General features: G+C 70.0%; 13 protein-coding genes. 7 read left to right on the plus strand and 6 right to left on the minus strand.

The features are described from left to right. Positions 1-29: 29 nt before the first annotated feature. From cpaB to PGN23_RS16470, 7 genes are all read left to right on the plus strand, one after another. A complete protein-coding gene (gene cpaB / locus PGN23_RS16440; RefSeq protein ID WP_335304124.1) occupies positions 30-1,073 on the plus strand; it encodes a Flp pilus assembly protein CpaB in 1,044 nt (347 codons plus the stop codon). Beyond that, complete coding sequence (locus PGN23_RS16445) at positions 1,073-2,635, plus strand: type II and III secretion system protein family protein (RefSeq protein WP_335304125.1); 1,563 nt, start codon at positions 1,073-1,075, stop codon at positions 2,633-2,635. Before cpaB ends, PGN23_RS16445 begins: the two co-directional genes overlap by 1 nt. A 21-nt stretch (positions 2,636-2,656) precedes the next feature. Next, positions 2,657-3,313: a CpaD family pilus assembly lipoprotein gene (locus PGN23_RS16450; protein ID WP_335304126.1), complete on the plus strand. Its 657-nt coding sequence runs from the start codon at positions 2,657-2,659 to the stop codon at positions 3,311-3,313. A 1-nt stretch (position 3,314) separates the two neighbouring features. Further along, positions 3,315-4,586: an AAA family ATPase gene (locus tag PGN23_RS16455; protein WP_335304127.1), complete on the plus strand. Its 1,272-nt coding sequence runs from the start codon at positions 3,315-3,317 to the stop codon at positions 4,584-4,586. A 40-nt stretch (positions 4,587-4,626) separates the two neighbouring features. After that, positions 4,627-5,601, plus strand: coding sequence for a type II secretion system F family protein (locus tag PGN23_RS16460; protein WP_335304128.1), 975 nt, complete (start codon positions 4,627-4,629; stop codon positions 5,599-5,601). Between the two features lie 3 nt (positions 5,602-5,604). Then, the gene (locus tag PGN23_RS16465) at positions 5,605-6,606 is read left to right on the plus strand and encodes a type II secretion system F family protein (RefSeq protein ID WP_335304129.1); all 1,002 of its coding nucleotides are present in this window, start codon (positions 5,605-5,607) and stop codon (positions 6,604-6,606) included. 71 nt (positions 6,607-6,677) lie between these two features. Beyond that, positions 6,678-6,995: a hypothetical protein gene (locus PGN23_RS16470; protein ID WP_335304130.1), complete on the plus strand. Its 318-nt coding sequence runs from the start codon at positions 6,678-6,680 to the stop codon at positions 6,993-6,995. Between the two features lie 333 nt (positions 6,996-7,328). On the opposite strand, the gene PGN23_RS16475 is transcribed toward PGN23_RS16470, so the two are convergent. The 6 genes from PGN23_RS16475 to PGN23_RS16500 form a co-directional block, all read right to left on the minus strand. Further along, entirely contained in the window at positions 7,329-9,023 is a 1,695-nt protein-coding gene (locus PGN23_RS16475) for a hypothetical protein (RefSeq protein WP_335304132.1), read from the minus strand. An 11-nt stretch (positions 9,024-9,034) separates the two neighbouring features. Continuing rightward, the gene (locus PGN23_RS16480) at positions 9,035-10,108 is read right to left on the minus strand and encodes a protein-glutamate methylesterase/protein-glutamine glutaminase (protein ID WP_335304133.1); all 1,074 of its coding nucleotides are present in this window, start codon (positions 10,106-10,108) and stop codon (positions 9,035-9,037) included. A gap of 2 nt (positions 10,109-10,110) precedes the next feature. Then, positions 10,111-10,962, minus strand: coding sequence for a CheR family methyltransferase (locus PGN23_RS16485; RefSeq protein WP_335304134.1), 852 nt, complete (start codon positions 10,960-10,962; stop codon positions 10,111-10,113). A gap of 75 nt (positions 10,963-11,037) precedes the next feature. Next, positions 11,038-11,529 carry a chemotaxis protein CheW gene (locus tag PGN23_RS16490; RefSeq protein WP_335304135.1) on the minus strand — a complete coding sequence of 164 codons (492 nt, stop codon included), beginning with the start codon at positions 11,527-11,529 and terminating at the stop codon, positions 11,038-11,040. Then, on the minus strand, positions 11,526-13,331 hold the full coding sequence (locus tag PGN23_RS16495; protein ID WP_335304136.1) for a methyl-accepting chemotaxis protein: 1,806 nt from the start codon (positions 13,329-13,331) through the stop codon (positions 11,526-11,528). The genes PGN23_RS16490 and PGN23_RS16495 overlap by 4 nt, the downstream gene beginning before the upstream one ends. Positions 13,332-13,406: 75 nt before the next feature. After that, positions 13,407-13,910, minus strand: coding sequence for a chemotaxis protein CheW (locus tag PGN23_RS16500; RefSeq protein ID WP_335304137.1), 504 nt, complete (start codon positions 13,908-13,910; stop codon positions 13,407-13,409). Between the last annotated feature and the right edge of the window lie 2 nt (positions 13,911-13,912).

The raw sequence follows: 13,912 nt of genomic DNA on the forward strand, positions 1-13,912 counted from the left end.
GGGGCGCGCATCCGAGGGACACGGACAATATGGACAGTCGCAAGGTGATGATGCTGGTGGGGGCGCTGTTGGTGGCGGCCGTCACCGCCTTTGCCGCCCGCTCGCTGATCGCAGGCGCCGCCGCCCCGCAGGCGCAGGCCGCCGCCGCGACCCCTGCCCCCGTCGTGATCGACGGACCGGAGGTGCTGGTCGCCACCCGCGCGCTGCCGGTCGGCACGATCCTGGACGCCACCGCGCTGAAGTTCCAGCCGTGGCCCAAGGAACTGGTCGAGAACGCCTATTTCCAGAAGCAGACGACCGATATGTCGAAGCTGCTCGGCACCGTCGTGCGCCTGCCGATCACCGCGGGGCAGCCGGTCACGCAGGGCGTGCTGGTGAAGCCCGGCGACCGCGGCTTCCTGGCCGCGGCCCTCGGGCCGGGGATGCGCGCGGTGACGGTGCCGGTGTCGGCGCAGACGTCGGTCGCGGGCTTCGTCTTCCCCGGCGATCACATCGACCTGCTGCTCACCCAGTCGGTCGGCGGCACCAACGACGGCCCCGCGCTGAAGGCGACCGAGACCGTGGTGCGCAACCTGCGCGTGCTGGCGACCGACCAGCGCACCAGCGACAACAAGGACGAGGCGGGCAACACGATCGTCCAGACCTTCTCCAACGTAACCGTGGAGGCGACGCCGCGCATCGCCGAGCAGATCGCGGTCGCGCAGACGATCGGCACGCTGTCGCTGTCGCTGCGCTCGATCGCGGACAATGCCTCCGAGCTGGAGCAGGCCATCGCCTCGGGCGCGGTCAGCGTCGGCGACGGCAAGGATCCGGGCGCCGAGAAGGCGATGCTGGCGAAGGCCTCCGCCATGCCGCAGGCGGGCAATTCCACCTATGTCGTCGGTGCCGACGTGTCGCGTTTCCAGCGCCGCACCGTGCCCGCGATGACCGACAACAACGCACCGGCCGCGATGGGCGCCGCGCCCGGCGCCGCGATGGGGATCGCCGCCGCTCCCACCCGACCCGCCGGTCCGGTGGTGCGCATCGCGCGCGGCAACAACGTGACCGAGGTTCCGGTCGGAGGAAAGTTCTGATGCGTATCTCGTCCACGATGGCGGTGTCGCTGGCAGCGCTGACGCTGTCCGCGACCTCGGCCTCCGCCCCGGCGCAGATGGCCCCGGAGACCGCAGCGGTCGCGGCGCCTTCCGGGCAGACGTTCCAGGTCGCGACCAACCGCGGTCGCCTCATCAAGCTGGCGCGCCCGATGAGCGACCTGTTCGTCGCCAATCCGGACATCGCCGATGTCCAGGTCCGCTCGCCCACATTGCTCTACGTCTTCGGCAAGAAGCCGGGCGAGACGACCGTCTCCGCCACCGCGAAGGGCGGCGCGGTGGTCTATGCCAGCACGGTCCGGGTGGGGAACAACTTCGATTCGATCCAGCAGATGCTGAACCTGGCGCTGCCCGATGCGCAGATCGTCTCAACTCCGATGAACGGGCTGATCCTGCTGACCGGCACCGTCCACGGGCCGGAGGACGGCGCGGAGGCCGAGCGGCTGGTGAAGGCCTTCGTCGGCGAGGACGTGAAGGTGCTCAGCCGCCTGCGCACCGCGACCCCGCTGCAGGTCAACCTGCAGGTGAGGTTCGCGGAGGTCAGCCGTACCTTCCTGAAGAACATCGGTGCGAACCTCGCCTCGGTAGACGGCACCGGCGGGTTCCAGTTCGGACTGACGCGCGGTCGCGGCGGCGGCAGCCAGTATACGCCGGGCGGACCGCTCGGCGTCGGCTTCACCTCGGCACCGGCGGGCGGCACCGTCGTGTCGCAGGGGACGTCGAACACGACGCTGGGCCTCGCGGGCAAGCTGCTCGGGCTGAACCTGCTGGGCGCGATCGATCTGGGCGAGACGATGGGTCAGGTGACGACGCTCGCCAATCCCAACCTGACCGCGCTGTCGGGCGAGACGGGCACGTTCCTGGCCGGTGGCGAGATCCCGGTGCCGATCGCGCAGGCGCTCGGCACCAATTCGATCGAGTACAAGCAGTTCGGCGTCAGCCTGGCCTATACGCCCACGGTGCTGTCGGACGGGCGCATCTCGCTGCGCGTCCGCCCGGAGGTATCGCAGCTGGATTACGCCAACGCGATCACGGTCAGCGGCGGGCGCGTCCCCGCGCTCACCACGCGCCGCGCGGAGACGACGGTCGAGCTGGGCTCGGGCCAGAGCTTCATGATCGCGGGGCTGATGCAGAACTCGCACAACAACAGCTACGACAAGACCCCCGGGCTGGGCGACGTTCCCGTACTGGGCGCGCTGTTCAAGTCGAATGCGTTCCAGCGCAACGAAACCGAGCTGGTCATCGTCATCACCCCGTATCTGGTGAAGCCGGTGAACGGGAACGACATCCGCCTGCCGACCGACAATTACCGCCAGCCCGGCGACCTGGAACGCATCCTGCTCGGGCCGATCGACGACGGATCGCGCGGTGCCACCCGGCCGAAGCCGACGATGCAGGTGACGCAGCCCGCCGCGGCGCCCGCGGTCGGCGCGGTCGCCCCCGCGCCGCTCGCCCCGGTGCCGGCCGCACCCGCCGATCGCAAGGCGACCAGGGCCGCCGTCCGCAAGGGAGCCGCCCCGGCCCCCGGTTTCTCGATCAACTGACGCGCGCGAAGGTTCACGACCATGACGCATCCCTCCTCCTTCCGGCGCCCGCTCCTGCTGGTCGCGCTCGCCGCCGCCCTCCCGCTCGGCGGGTGCGGTGCGGTCAACCGCGGAGTCGAATCGGTCAACCAGCCGGTCGTCACCCGCACCGACTATGCCTTCGACGTGCAGGCCGGCCCCGGTGGCCTCGCCGCCGGAGAGGCGCAGCGGCTGCGCGGCTGGCTCGATGCGTTGCGGCTGGGCTATGGCGACAGCGTCGCGATCGACGATCCCGCCGGCACCGGCACCGCCGCCCGCGCCGACGTGGCGGCGGCGGCGGCGCGCTACGGCCTGCTGCTGGCGGGCGATACGCCCGTCACCGGCGCCCCGGTCGCGCCCGGCACGCTGCGCGTGGTGGTCAGCCGTTCGCGCGCCTCGGTACCCAGCTGTACCGACGGCCGCCGCAACGTGGAGCCCGCGTTCGAGCACAACAACACGACCGATTACGGCTGCGCGATCAACACCAACCTGGCGGCGATGATCGCCAATCCGGCCGATCTGGTGCGCGGTGCGTCGACCGACGGCAACTACGATGCGCAATGGGGCACCCGCGCGATCACCACACTGCGCGATGCCAAGCCGACCGGCGGCGGCGGCACCTCGCTCAAGGGTCAGTCCGAATCCACGGGGAGCAAGTGACATGAACGCGCCCTGGAAACCCGGCAGCACCGGCACGCGCACGCCGTTCCTCGCCTTCGCCTGCGACGACGCCTCCGTCGAGCAGCTGCGCCCGATCGCGGCCGAGCTCGGCTGGCCGGTCGACAACGTCTACAAGGGCGGCGTGCGCAACGCGGTGCAGACGCTGTCGGTGACGTCCAGCCCGCACGTGCTGTTCGTCGACCTCGCCGAATCGGGTGATCCGCTGGGCGACATCAACAGCCTGGCCGAGGTGTGCGAACCCGGCACGATCGTGATCGCCGCGGGGCAGGTCAACGACGTGCGGCTGTACCGCGACCTGCTGGCCAGCGGCATCCAGGACTATCTGCTCAAGCCGCTGGGCGCCGATGCGCTGCGCGATGCCTTCGCGCAGGCGCACAACGTGATGAACGCGCCCAAGGTGTCGGACATGGCGATGAACCGCCCGCATTGCGGCGTGGCGGTGATCGGCACGCGCGGCGGCGCGGGCGCATCGACGCTGGCGACGTCGCTGGCATGGCTGATGAGCGAGCGCGGCAAGCGCACCACCGCGCTGCTCGACCTCGACGTGCATTTCGGCACCGGCGCGCTCGCGCTCGACCTGGAGCCGGGCCGGGGGCTGACCGACGCGATCGAGAACCCCAGCCGCATCGACGGGCTGTTCATCGAACGCGCGATGGTGAAGGCGTCGGAGAAACTGTCGGTGCTATCGGCCGAGGCGCCGATCAGCAATCCGATCGTGACCGACGGCGCCGCCTATCACCAGCTGCACGAGGAGATGCGCAACGCGTTCGAGTGCAGCGTGCTCGACCTGCCGCGCGCGATGCTGGTGCAGCACCCGCACCTGCTGTCAGACGTCAATGCGATCGTGCTGGTGACCGAGCTGACGCTGGCCGCCGCGCGCGATACCATCCGCCTGCTGTCGTGGCTGCGCACGCACGCGCCGCAGGCCACGGTGACGCTGGCCGTCAATCGCATGCATCCCGGCGCACAAGCGGAGATCACGCGCAAGGATTTCGAGACCTCGATCGAGCGCAAGGTCGATGTCGCGATCCCGTTCGACCAGAAGCTGGCCGCGCAATCGGCGAAGCTGGGGAAGCCGCTGGCGGAGACCGGCAAGGTGTCCAAGACCGTGGCGCCGCTCGCGGATCTGGCGGACCGGCTGCTCAGCGCGGCCGACGACGGCGGCGACGGCGGTGCGACGGGCGCGCGCAAGGGCGCATCGCTCATGGCGCGCTTCACCGACCTGAAGGGGCTGGTGGCCCGGAAGAAATAGGCCCCCTTCCCCCTCTCCTCCTGCCGGACCGCCTCCTTCCATGCCCATGCTCCCGCTCCTGCTGATCGCGCTCGGTGCCCTGATGGCGCTGGGCATGATCCTGTTCGCGCTCGCCGGCCCCTCGGCGCAGAAGGCGGGCACGCGTCGGCTGGCGGCGGTGCGCGAACGGCACACCGCGTCGCCCGGCAGCGCGATCGAGGCGCAGATGCGCCGCATCACGGGGCGCAGCGCGACCAAGGCCGATCTCGCGGCGATGCGGCTCCTGCCCAATGTCGAGCAGTTGCAGAAGCGGCTGAACATGACGGGCAAGGCATGGACGGTGGGCCAGTACGGCTTCGCCACCGTCGGCATCGCGCTGTTCGCCGCGGTCGCGCTAATGCTGAAGGGGGCGCCGCTGCTGCTCGCGCTGCTGCTCGGCCTCGCACTGGGCGCGGGCATCCCGCACGTGGTGGTGGGCAAGGTCATCAAGCGCCGCGTCGCGAAGTTCACCGCCAAATTCCCCGATGCGATCGAGCTGCTGGTCCGCGGCCTGCGCTCCGGCCTCCCGATCTCCGAGACGATGCAGGTGGTCGGCGCGGAAGTGCCCGGCCCGGTCGGCGAGGAATTCCGCTCGGTGTCGGACAAGATGAAGATCGGCCGCTCGATGGACGTCGCGCTTCAGGAGACCGCGGACCGCCTCGGCACGCCCGAATTCCAGTTCTTCGTCATCACCATCGCGATCCAGCGCGAGACCGGCGGCAATCTGGCGGAGACGCTCCAGAACCTGGCCACCGTGCTGCGCCAGCGCGGTCAGATGAAGCTGAAGATCAAGGCGATGTCGTCCGAATCCAAGGCATCGGCCTATATCATCGGGGCGCTGCCGTTCATCGTCTTCGCGCTGATCTACATGATAAACCCGCCCTACATGGCCGGCTTCTTCAGCGACGTGCGCCTGATGACGGTCGGCGGCGGCGGGTTCGTCTGGATGGGGATCGGCGCCTTCATCATGTCCAAGATGATCAGCTTCGAGATCTGACCCATGGAACCCGCACGCGCCACCTTCATGGGATTCGACGTCGTCACGCTGGCGACCATGCTGTCGGGCATCGCCGCCGCGGCGGTGTTCCTGGCGATCTATGCCGCGCTCGGCGTGCGCGATCCGATGGCGCGCCGCGTCAAGGCGCTCAACGACCGGCGCGAGCAGCTGAAGGCGGGCATCACCGCCTCCACCAGCAAGCGCCGCGCGAAGCTGGTGCAGAAGAACGAGACCGCCGACCGGCTGCGCACGTTCCTGTCGTCGCTGCGCGTGCTGCAGGACGAGCAGGTGAAGGTCGCGCAGCTCAAGCTGCTCCAGGCCGGCATCCGCAAGAAGGAGTGGGCGGTCGCGGTCATCTTCGGCCGGCTGGTGATGCCCGTCGTCTTCGGCGGGCTGATGATCGTCTATGTCTATGCGATGGATTCCTTCCCCGACTGGAATCCGCTGAAGCGCTATGCGCTGGTCGCGGTGACGCTGGTCCTCTCCTACAAGTCGCCCGACCTGTACCTGAAGAACAAGATCAACAAGCGCAGCGATGCGATCCGCAAGGGGCTGCCCGACGCGCTCGACCTGCTGGTGATCTGCGCCGAGGCCGGCCTGACCGTCGACGCCGCGTTCCACCGCGTGTCGAAGGAGCTGGGGCGCGCCTATCCCGAACTGGGCGAGGAATTCGCGCTGACCGCGATCGAGCTCGGCTTCCTGACCGACCGGCGCCAGGCGTTCGAGAATCTCGCCACCCGCGTCGATCTGGACGCGGTGAAGGGCGTCGTCACGACGATGATCCAGACCGAGAAATACGGCACCCCGCTCGCCAGCGCGCTGCGCGTGCTGTCGGCCGAATTCCGCAACGAGCGCATGATGCGCGCCGAGGAAAAGGCCGCGCGCCTGCCCGCGATCATGACGGTGCCGCTGATCCTGTTCATCCTGCCGGTGCTGTTCGTCGTCATCCTCGGCCCCGCGGCGTGCTCGATCAACGACAGCTTCATCCAGGGCGGCCCGAAGTAACGTCGCCTCGCTGCGGCGGGGAACGGCCCCGCCCTCCTGTCGTTGAGACGGCGTAACAGGAGGGTCGCACAATGCTGTTCACCACGCCGACGCAATATATCGCGGTGGCGATCGCGCTGATCGCGGGCTGGCTGTTCGGGCTGGCGAGCCACCCCGGCGGCAAGAAGTGGAAGGCGCGCTACGCCGCCGAGCGCGACGCGCACGCCGCCACCAGCAAGCGCGTCGCCGAGCTGGAACGCGAGAATGCGCGGCTGGTGAAGGAGCGCCCCGTCGTCGAGGAGCGCGTGGTGGAACGCCCGGTGGTGGGCGACCGCGTGGTCCACGACGACCACGTCACCGCGCGGTCCGCCGCGGAGCCGGCGCACCGGAGCGATCGCTCGCCGATCTGATCCGGCCGGTAGCACCGCCGCCGCATCAGCTCGAAAACCCTTCGTTCCCCGAAGACGGGTCCTTTGCAAAGGTCCCGCGAAGGCCGGGGCCCGGTTGGGGCGCCTCACGGCATGTCGCGAGCGCGCCGGTGCTGGGCCCGGCCTCCGCCGGGGCGGGGCAAACAGGCTTTGCGGCGCTATCGTGAGGGCGGGCATTCAGTGGCGCTGGTCTGTCGGGATCAAACCCCTCGCCGCGCGGATTACGGAGCCATCCGGGAGCGTCGCACGCCGGGCCCCGGATCGCGTCGCCCCGCCCGCGATGACGGGCGAGACGACGCCGGACGATTCAGCCCGTCAGAACAGCCCGTCGTCGTCGTCGAACGACACCGCGGCGGGGGCCGGCGGCGCCGCCGCTTCCATCCCCGGCAGCACGAACAGCGCGTGGACGTCACGCTCGCACGCCATCGTGTAGAGCCGCGCGATCCACGGCAGCAGCTCGCGCAACGCTTCCTCGTCGTCCGCGGTCAGCTCGGCGCCGTCCGCCGTCGCCGACTGGAGCGACAGCCGGTCGGCGACCGTCAGCAGCATCTGCGTGAACGACTGCTGGTCGCCCAGGTCGCTGGCGCTCGCCTGAAGCATCGCGATGATGCCCTGCGCCTCGTCGCCGCCGCGCGTCATCGCCGCGCCGGAACTGTCGCAGGCGCTGCGGACCACCGCCAGCGCTTCGTTCAGCACCAGCCCGCCGTCGTCCGCCCCGCCGTCCTGGACGAGGTCGATCGTGCCCAGCGCCTCGATCTGATGCGTGACCGCGACGCGCAGCTTGTCGAGGTTCGTGGCACACGGCGCCACCTCCTTGGCGATCACCGCGACCGCGCGCCCCTTCTCGCCGTGACGGCGCGACAGCAGCCGCGTGTTGGTGGAGATGTCCTGCACGTCCACCGCGATATGCTGGATCCGCTCCAGTCCCTGCGCCAGCTCGCCCAGCGTCTGCGTGACGAACCCGGTCAGCGAGGCCAGATGCGCATCCGCCTCGCACAATTGCGCGGTGACGGTGCCCAGCTTCGCGATATCCTGCTCCAGCATCTCCAGGATCCGCCCATCGCCGCCACCGCCGTGCGACGCGATCAGCTCCCCCAGCTGCCCGGCCAGCGGCGCCAGACGATCGAGCGAGCGGACGATCGCGTCGATCTCCTGCTGGAAATCGCCCGCCATCGCGCGCAGCTGCGCCTCGACCAGCCGCTCGATATGCGCGCGCGCGGCCGGCATCAGCCCGGCCTGCGGATCGTAGATGCGCTGAAGGATGGTGACGCAATGCTCGGCGCGCTGGCGCACGCTGTCGCCGATCTGGATCGCGCCCAGCACGCGCGCGACCTCGGCCTGCACCGTCCGCACGATCGTGCCGACGCGGTCGGTCATCCGCACCACCGCGTCGACATGCTCCTGCAGCGCGCCCGCGTTCGCGGTCAGCTGATCGGGGACGTGGCTGCCGGCGCGGGCGCCCTCTTCGGACAGCAGGCGGTCGGCCTTGCGCACGTCGCCCACCACGCCGTTGAACTGGTCCAGCTCCCGCGTCAGCCGCGCGATCTCGCGCCGCCCGCTTTCCAGCTTGCCGTCCATGCCCGTCACGAAGTCGACGAACGCCGCCTCGCCCGACGAGGTGATCTTGATGTTCATCCCGTAGATGCCGAGCAGGTCGAGGATCGTGCGGATCTCCGCCAGCATGGCGCGCAGCTCGCGCGTGCGCGTCGTCAGCGTGTCGATCTCGTCCGCCCGTCGCCGCTGCGCATCGGGCAGCGTGCGCAGGCGATGCGCCACCCGGCGCAACCGCTCCACCGCCGCCCCCGCGGTTTCGGGCGCCAGCGAGCGCCGGATCTCGTCGAGTCCCGAGGCCATGCGGTCGATCGTGCCGATCGACGCCGCCAGGGACTCGCCGACGGTGCGGAAGCACGTCTCCAGCCCCGCCATGCTGGTATCCAGATGGCGCGCCGCATCGCCGGCGGACACCAGTTCCGCCCCCTCGCCTGCGCCCGCGATCCTGCTCATGTCCATCGTTCGATCTCCTAGCGCGCGGTCGCCTGAAGCAGCTCGCGGGCGACGCCGGCGAGCGGGATGACCCGGTCCGCCGCGCCGCGCGCGATCGCTTCCTTGGGCATGCCGAACACCACCGAGGATGCCTCGTCCTGCGCGAAGGTCCGCGCGCCCGCCTCCTTCATCTCCAGCAGCCCGCGCGCGCCGTCGTCGCCCATCCCGGTCAGGATGATGCCGACCGCATTGGCGCCTGCGTTGCGCGCGGCGGAGCGGAACAGCACGTCCACCGACGGACGGTGCCGCGATACCAGCGGCCCCTCGCGCACCGATACGACGTACCGCGCGCCCTGCCGCTCCAGCATCGTGTGGCGCAGCCCGCCCGGCGCAATCAGCACGCGCCCGCGCATCACGGTGTCGCCGTCCTCGGCCTCCTTCACGTCGACCTGGCACAGTCCGTCGAGCCGCTTGGCGAAGGCGCGGGTGAAGCTTTCCGGCATGTGCTGCACGATGACGATGCCCGGCGAGTTGGCGGGCAGCGCCTCCAGCACCTCGCGCAGCGCCTCGGTCCCGCCGGTCGATGCGCCGATGCAGACCACCATCTCGGTCGTGCGGCTCATCGCGCGGCCGGTGGGCGGCGGCAGGACGGCGTCCGCGGTCAGCTTCTGCGCGGGCGCGGCGGCACGCGCCGCGCGGCGCGCGCCGATCCGCGCGTCGGCCGCACCCTTCACCGTCTCGCGGATCATCAGATGCGCCTCCGCCAGATGATCGGCGACGCCCACGCGCGGCTTCAGGATGACGTCGACCGCGCCGGCCTCCAGCGCCTGGAGCAGCGTCTCCGACCCCTCCTCCACCAGCGACGAGCACATCACGACCGGGATCGGCCGCTGGCTCATCAGCTTGCGCAGGAAGGTGATGCCGTCCATCCGCGGCATCTCCACGTCCAGCGTGATGACGTCGGGGATCTCGTTCTGGATGTGACGCGCGGCGGCGAACGGATCGGCGGCGGCCGCGATCACCTCGATCTGCGGATCGGCGGACAGGATCGCGGTCATCGCCTGGCGCACGCTGGCGCTGTCGTCGATGATGAGCACACGGATCTTCTTCATCGTCACGTCCTTGCGAAGACGGTGTTCGCCACCGTGGTGAGCGGCAGGTCGAAGCCCGTGATCGATTCCGAATGGCCCAGGAACAGCAGCCCGCCCGGGCGCAGGCAGTCGGCGAGCCGCCGCACCACCTTCTCCTGCGTCGGCTTGTCGAAGTAGATCAGCACGTTGCGGCAGAAGATGATGTCCATCGGATCGCCCACCGGATAGCGCTCGTCCATCAGGTTCATCTGCGCGAAGCCGACCGAGGCGCGCAGCTCCGGCACGATCCGCACCTCGCTGCGCTTCGGATCGGTCGCGCGCAGCGAATAGCGCGCGCGCATCGACGCCGGCACGGGATCCAGCATCGAGGCGGGATAGACCCCGCGCCGCGCGGTGCGCAGCACCTCGCTGTCCAGGTCGGTCGCCAGGATGGCGTAGTCGGGGCCGCGCTGATCCCTGGCGAAGGCATCCAGCACCATCGCCAGCGTGTACGGCTCCGCACCCGTCGAACACGCCGCGCTCCACACCCGCAGCCGCGACTTCCCCTCGCTGCGCAGCCTGGGCAGCGCGGTCTCGACCATATAGTCGAAGTGCTTGGGCTCGCGGAAGAAATCGGTCTTGTTGGTGGTGACCGCGTTGATGAGGTGCTCGCTCTCGATCTCGAGATGATCGCCCTCGAACAGCCAGGCGCAATAGTCGCGCAGGCTCGACATCCCGTTGGCGCGGACGCGGCGGCGCAGGCGCCCCTCGATCATCGTCAGCTTGGCCGGGGGCAGCCGGATGCCCGCCTTGTCATAGATATACGCAGACAGACGGTCGAAGTCGCGGCGCGACAGCACATCGTCGTTGATCGGCACACGGGCGGCGTTGCGCAACGGGTATCTCCTGCTAGCCCTGCGGGCGCAGAGGCCGGCCGACCGTCGCGGGATCGCGACGGTCGGCCGGTCGGTTCAGGCGGCGAGCGACAGTGCGGCGATGGCGTCGCCCGCACCGGCGGTGCCGAACAGGCGGTCGACGTCCAGCAGCGCGACGAAGCCGGCGCCGCGGCGCAGGATCGCGTCGATCTGTTCGGAGCGCCAGCGCCCGCCCAGGTCGGGCGCGCGCTCGACCGCGTCGGGGCCGAAGGTGCTGACGTCGGACACGCGGTCCACGACCAGCCCCAGCGCCAGCGGCTCGCCGCGATCGGCAGCGACGTCGACGACCAGGACGCGCGTCGCCAGCGTCGCCTCCGCCGGGCGCATGCCCAGCCGGACGCGCAGGTCCACCATCGGCACCGACAGGCCGCGCACGTCGGTCAGCCCCAGGAACCATGCGGGCGCATCGGGCACGCGATAGGCGGGGCGGTGGTCCAGGATTTCGCGGACCGAGGCGACGGGGAGGCCGAATTCCTCCTCCCCGAGCCCGAAGACCACGACCTGGATGTCCTGGCCGGCGGTCGTCATGCGGCGCGTCCGAATTCGGCGTCCTCGCCGTCCGGGCCGCCGTTGGTCAGGTCGAGCGCGAAGCCCCGCACGCGCGCCTGCTGATCGGCGACCGAGTTCGCCTTCGCCGCCGGCTTCTTCGCCGCCGGCCTGGTCGCGGCGGCCGGACGGCTGGCGGGCTTGCGCACCGCGGCCTTCGGCTTGCCATGGCCCACGCCGTCGACGCGGAAGTAGGCGATGCCCTCCTGCAGCTCCTCGGCCTGGCTCGACAGTTCCTCGGAGGTGGAGGAGATCTGCTCGGAGGCCGACGCATTCTGCTGCGTCACCTTGTCGAGCTGCTGGATCGCCTCGTTGATCTGCACCGCGCCGATGTCCTGCTCGCGGCAGGCCGCGCTGATCTCGGACACCAGCTCGGCGGTGCGGCGGATGTCGGGCACCAGCTTCGTCAGCATCTCGCCCGCCTCGGTCGCGGCCGACACGGTGTCGGACGACATGCCGCTGATCTCCGCCGCGGCGGTCTGGCTGCGCTCGGCCAGCTTGCGCACCTCAGCGGCGACGACGGCGAAGCCGCGGCCATGCTCCCCGGCGCGCGCCGCCTCGACCGCGGCGTTCAGCGCCAGCAGGTCGGTCTGACGCGCGATCTCCTGCACGATGCCGATCTTCTCGGCGATGGTGCGCATCGCGACGACCGCCTTCTGCACCGCCTGGCCGCTGATTTCGGCGTCCTGCGACGACTGGCGCGCGATCTTCTCGGTCTGGGTCGCGTTATCGGCGTTCTGCTTGATGTTGGCCGCCATCTGCTCCATCGACGCGGACGCTTCCTCGGCGGCGGCGGCCTGCTCGGTCGCACCCTGCGACACCTGCTCCGAGGAGGACGACAGCTGCTGGCTGCCCGCCGCGACGTTCTGTGCCGCGATCGTGGTGTCGCCGACGACGCCGCGCAGGCGCTCGACCATCGACACCAGCGCATGGCCCAGCATGTCCTTGTCCGACAGCGGCTGGTGCTCGACCGTCAGGTCGCCGCTCGCGATCGTATCGGCCAGCTGCGCGGTCTGGCGCAGGTTGGCGGTCATGCGGTTGACCGTATCGACCAGATCCTTGATCTCGTCGTTGGTCGTGACCTTCACGTCCTGCTCCAGGTCGCCGATGGCGACCGCCTCGATCGCGACCGACGCGACCTTCAGCCCGCGCGACACGATGCGCGAGATCCAGAAGGCACCGGCGATCGCGACCAGCAGCGCCAGCGCGGCCGTGCCCAGCAGGATGTTGCGGCTGGACTCGTACAGGGCGGTGGTCTGCTCGTCGGTATCCGCCATCACCCTGGCCTGCAGCGCCTTCAGGGCATCGATGTCGCGCTGGAACTTGTCCAGGAGCTTCGTCTGCGTCGCGTTGCTCAGCCGGGTCGCCTCTTCGTTCTGGTTGGCGAAGCCGAGTTCGCGGATCTGGTCGAACGTCGGCTTGGTCTCAGCCCAGGTACGCTTGACGGCTTCCCATGCCGGGCGATCCCGGTCGATGGACAGCGCCAGGCCCTGGTCCATCAGCTTTTCCATGTCGGCTTCCTCGCTGGCCACCCGGTCGCGATAGGTGCGCATCAGCGACGGATCGGTGTTCAGGATCAGCGACTGCTGGTCGGCCAGCGACTGGCTCTGCTGGGTGTCGACCGCCTGCGCGATCGACAGCCGCTTGGCCGGACCCGCGATCACTTCGGAAATCGCGCTGTTCAGCGCCCCCATTTTGCTGATGCCGACGCCGACGACGGCCAGCAGCAGCAGGATGACGACGGCGAAACTCGCCGCCAGCTTCATTTTGATCGTAGCTCGCATGTTAAATCCTCCCCAGAGGGCGTGATATTGATGACAGGATGGACCCGGCACCGGCGCACCGGCGCGGTCGAATGTTCAGTGCAACGTGACCGGATCGTCCGCGCGGCCGGTCAGCCGGGCGAAGAGGTGCGGCAGGTCGGGCAGGACGACCACGTCGCCCGCGCGCCGCACCAGGCACCGGACATGCTCGCGCGGCCAGCGGATGCCGATGACCGGCGCCTCCTCCGCATCGCCCGCATGGAGCACCGTCACCTCGTTGACGCGGTCGGCGGCCAGCCCGATCAGGGTGGGATCGCCGTCCAGCTCCAGTTCGATGACGATGATGCGGCTGTCGGCGGTGGTGGCGTGCGCCTCCATGCCGAACGATCCGCGCAGATCCGCCAGCGGCACGATGCGCCCGCGGAAATTGATGACCGCCGCGGCCAGCGGATCGGCGCCGGGCACCCGGGTGATCGGCTGCACGTCCAGGATCTCCTGCACGATGCCGGCCTCCAGCGCGAAGGTCTCTCCGCCCAGGCCGAAGGTCAGCACCTCCAGCCCGCGCTCCGGCGTCCAGTTCGGTATCTTGCTGTATGGCATCG

Origin of the sequence: Sphingomonas adhaesiva (assembly GCF_036946125.1) — a bacterium.
Lineage (GTDB): Bacteria > Pseudomonadota > Alphaproteobacteria > Sphingomonadales > Sphingomonadaceae > Sphingomonas > Sphingomonas adhaesiva_A.

What these genes read in the sequence shown, in the direction of transcription:
- cpaB (WP_335304124.1), top strand. Translation starts at nt 30, where the DNA reads ATGGACAGTCGCAAGGTGATGATGCTGGTGGGGGCGCTGTTGGTGGCG.
- PGN23_RS16445 (WP_335304125.1), top strand. Translation starts at nt 1,073, where the DNA reads ATGCGTATCTCGTCCACGATGGCGGTGTCGCTGGCAGCGCTGACGCTG.
- PGN23_RS16450 (WP_335304126.1), top strand. Translation starts at nt 2,657, where the DNA reads ATGACGCATCCCTCCTCCTTCCGGCGCCCGCTCCTGCTGGTCGCGCTC.
- PGN23_RS16455 (WP_335304127.1), top strand. Translation starts at nt 3,315, where the DNA reads ATGAACGCGCCCTGGAAACCCGGCAGCACCGGCACGCGCACGCCGTTC.
- PGN23_RS16460 (WP_335304128.1), top strand. Translation starts at nt 4,627, where the DNA reads ATGCCCATGCTCCCGCTCCTGCTGATCGCGCTCGGTGCCCTGATGGCG.
- PGN23_RS16465 (WP_335304129.1), top strand. Translation starts at nt 5,605, where the DNA reads ATGGAACCCGCACGCGCCACCTTCATGGGATTCGACGTCGTCACGCTG.
- PGN23_RS16470 (WP_335304130.1), top strand. Translation starts at nt 6,678, where the DNA reads ATGCTGTTCACCACGCCGACGCAATATATCGCGGTGGCGATCGCGCTG.
- PGN23_RS16475 (WP_335304132.1), bottom strand. Translation starts at nt 9,023, where the DNA reads ATGGACATGAGCAGGATCGCGGGCGCAGGCGAGGGGGCGGAACTGGTG.
- PGN23_RS16480 (WP_335304133.1), bottom strand. Translation starts at nt 10,108, where the DNA reads ATGAAGAAGATCCGTGTGCTCATCATCGACGACAGCGCCAGCGTGCGC.
- PGN23_RS16490 (WP_335304135.1), bottom strand. Translation starts at nt 11,529, where the DNA reads ATGACGACCGCCGGCCAGGACATCCAGGTCGTGGTCTTCGGGCTCGGG.
- PGN23_RS16495 (WP_335304136.1), bottom strand. Translation starts at nt 13,331, where the DNA reads ATGCGAGCTACGATCAAAATGAAGCTGGCGGCGAGTTTCGCCGTCGTC.
- PGN23_RS16500 (WP_335304137.1), bottom strand. Translation starts at nt 13,910, where the DNA reads ATGCCATACAGCAAGATACCGAACTGGACGCCGGAGCGCGGGCTGGAG.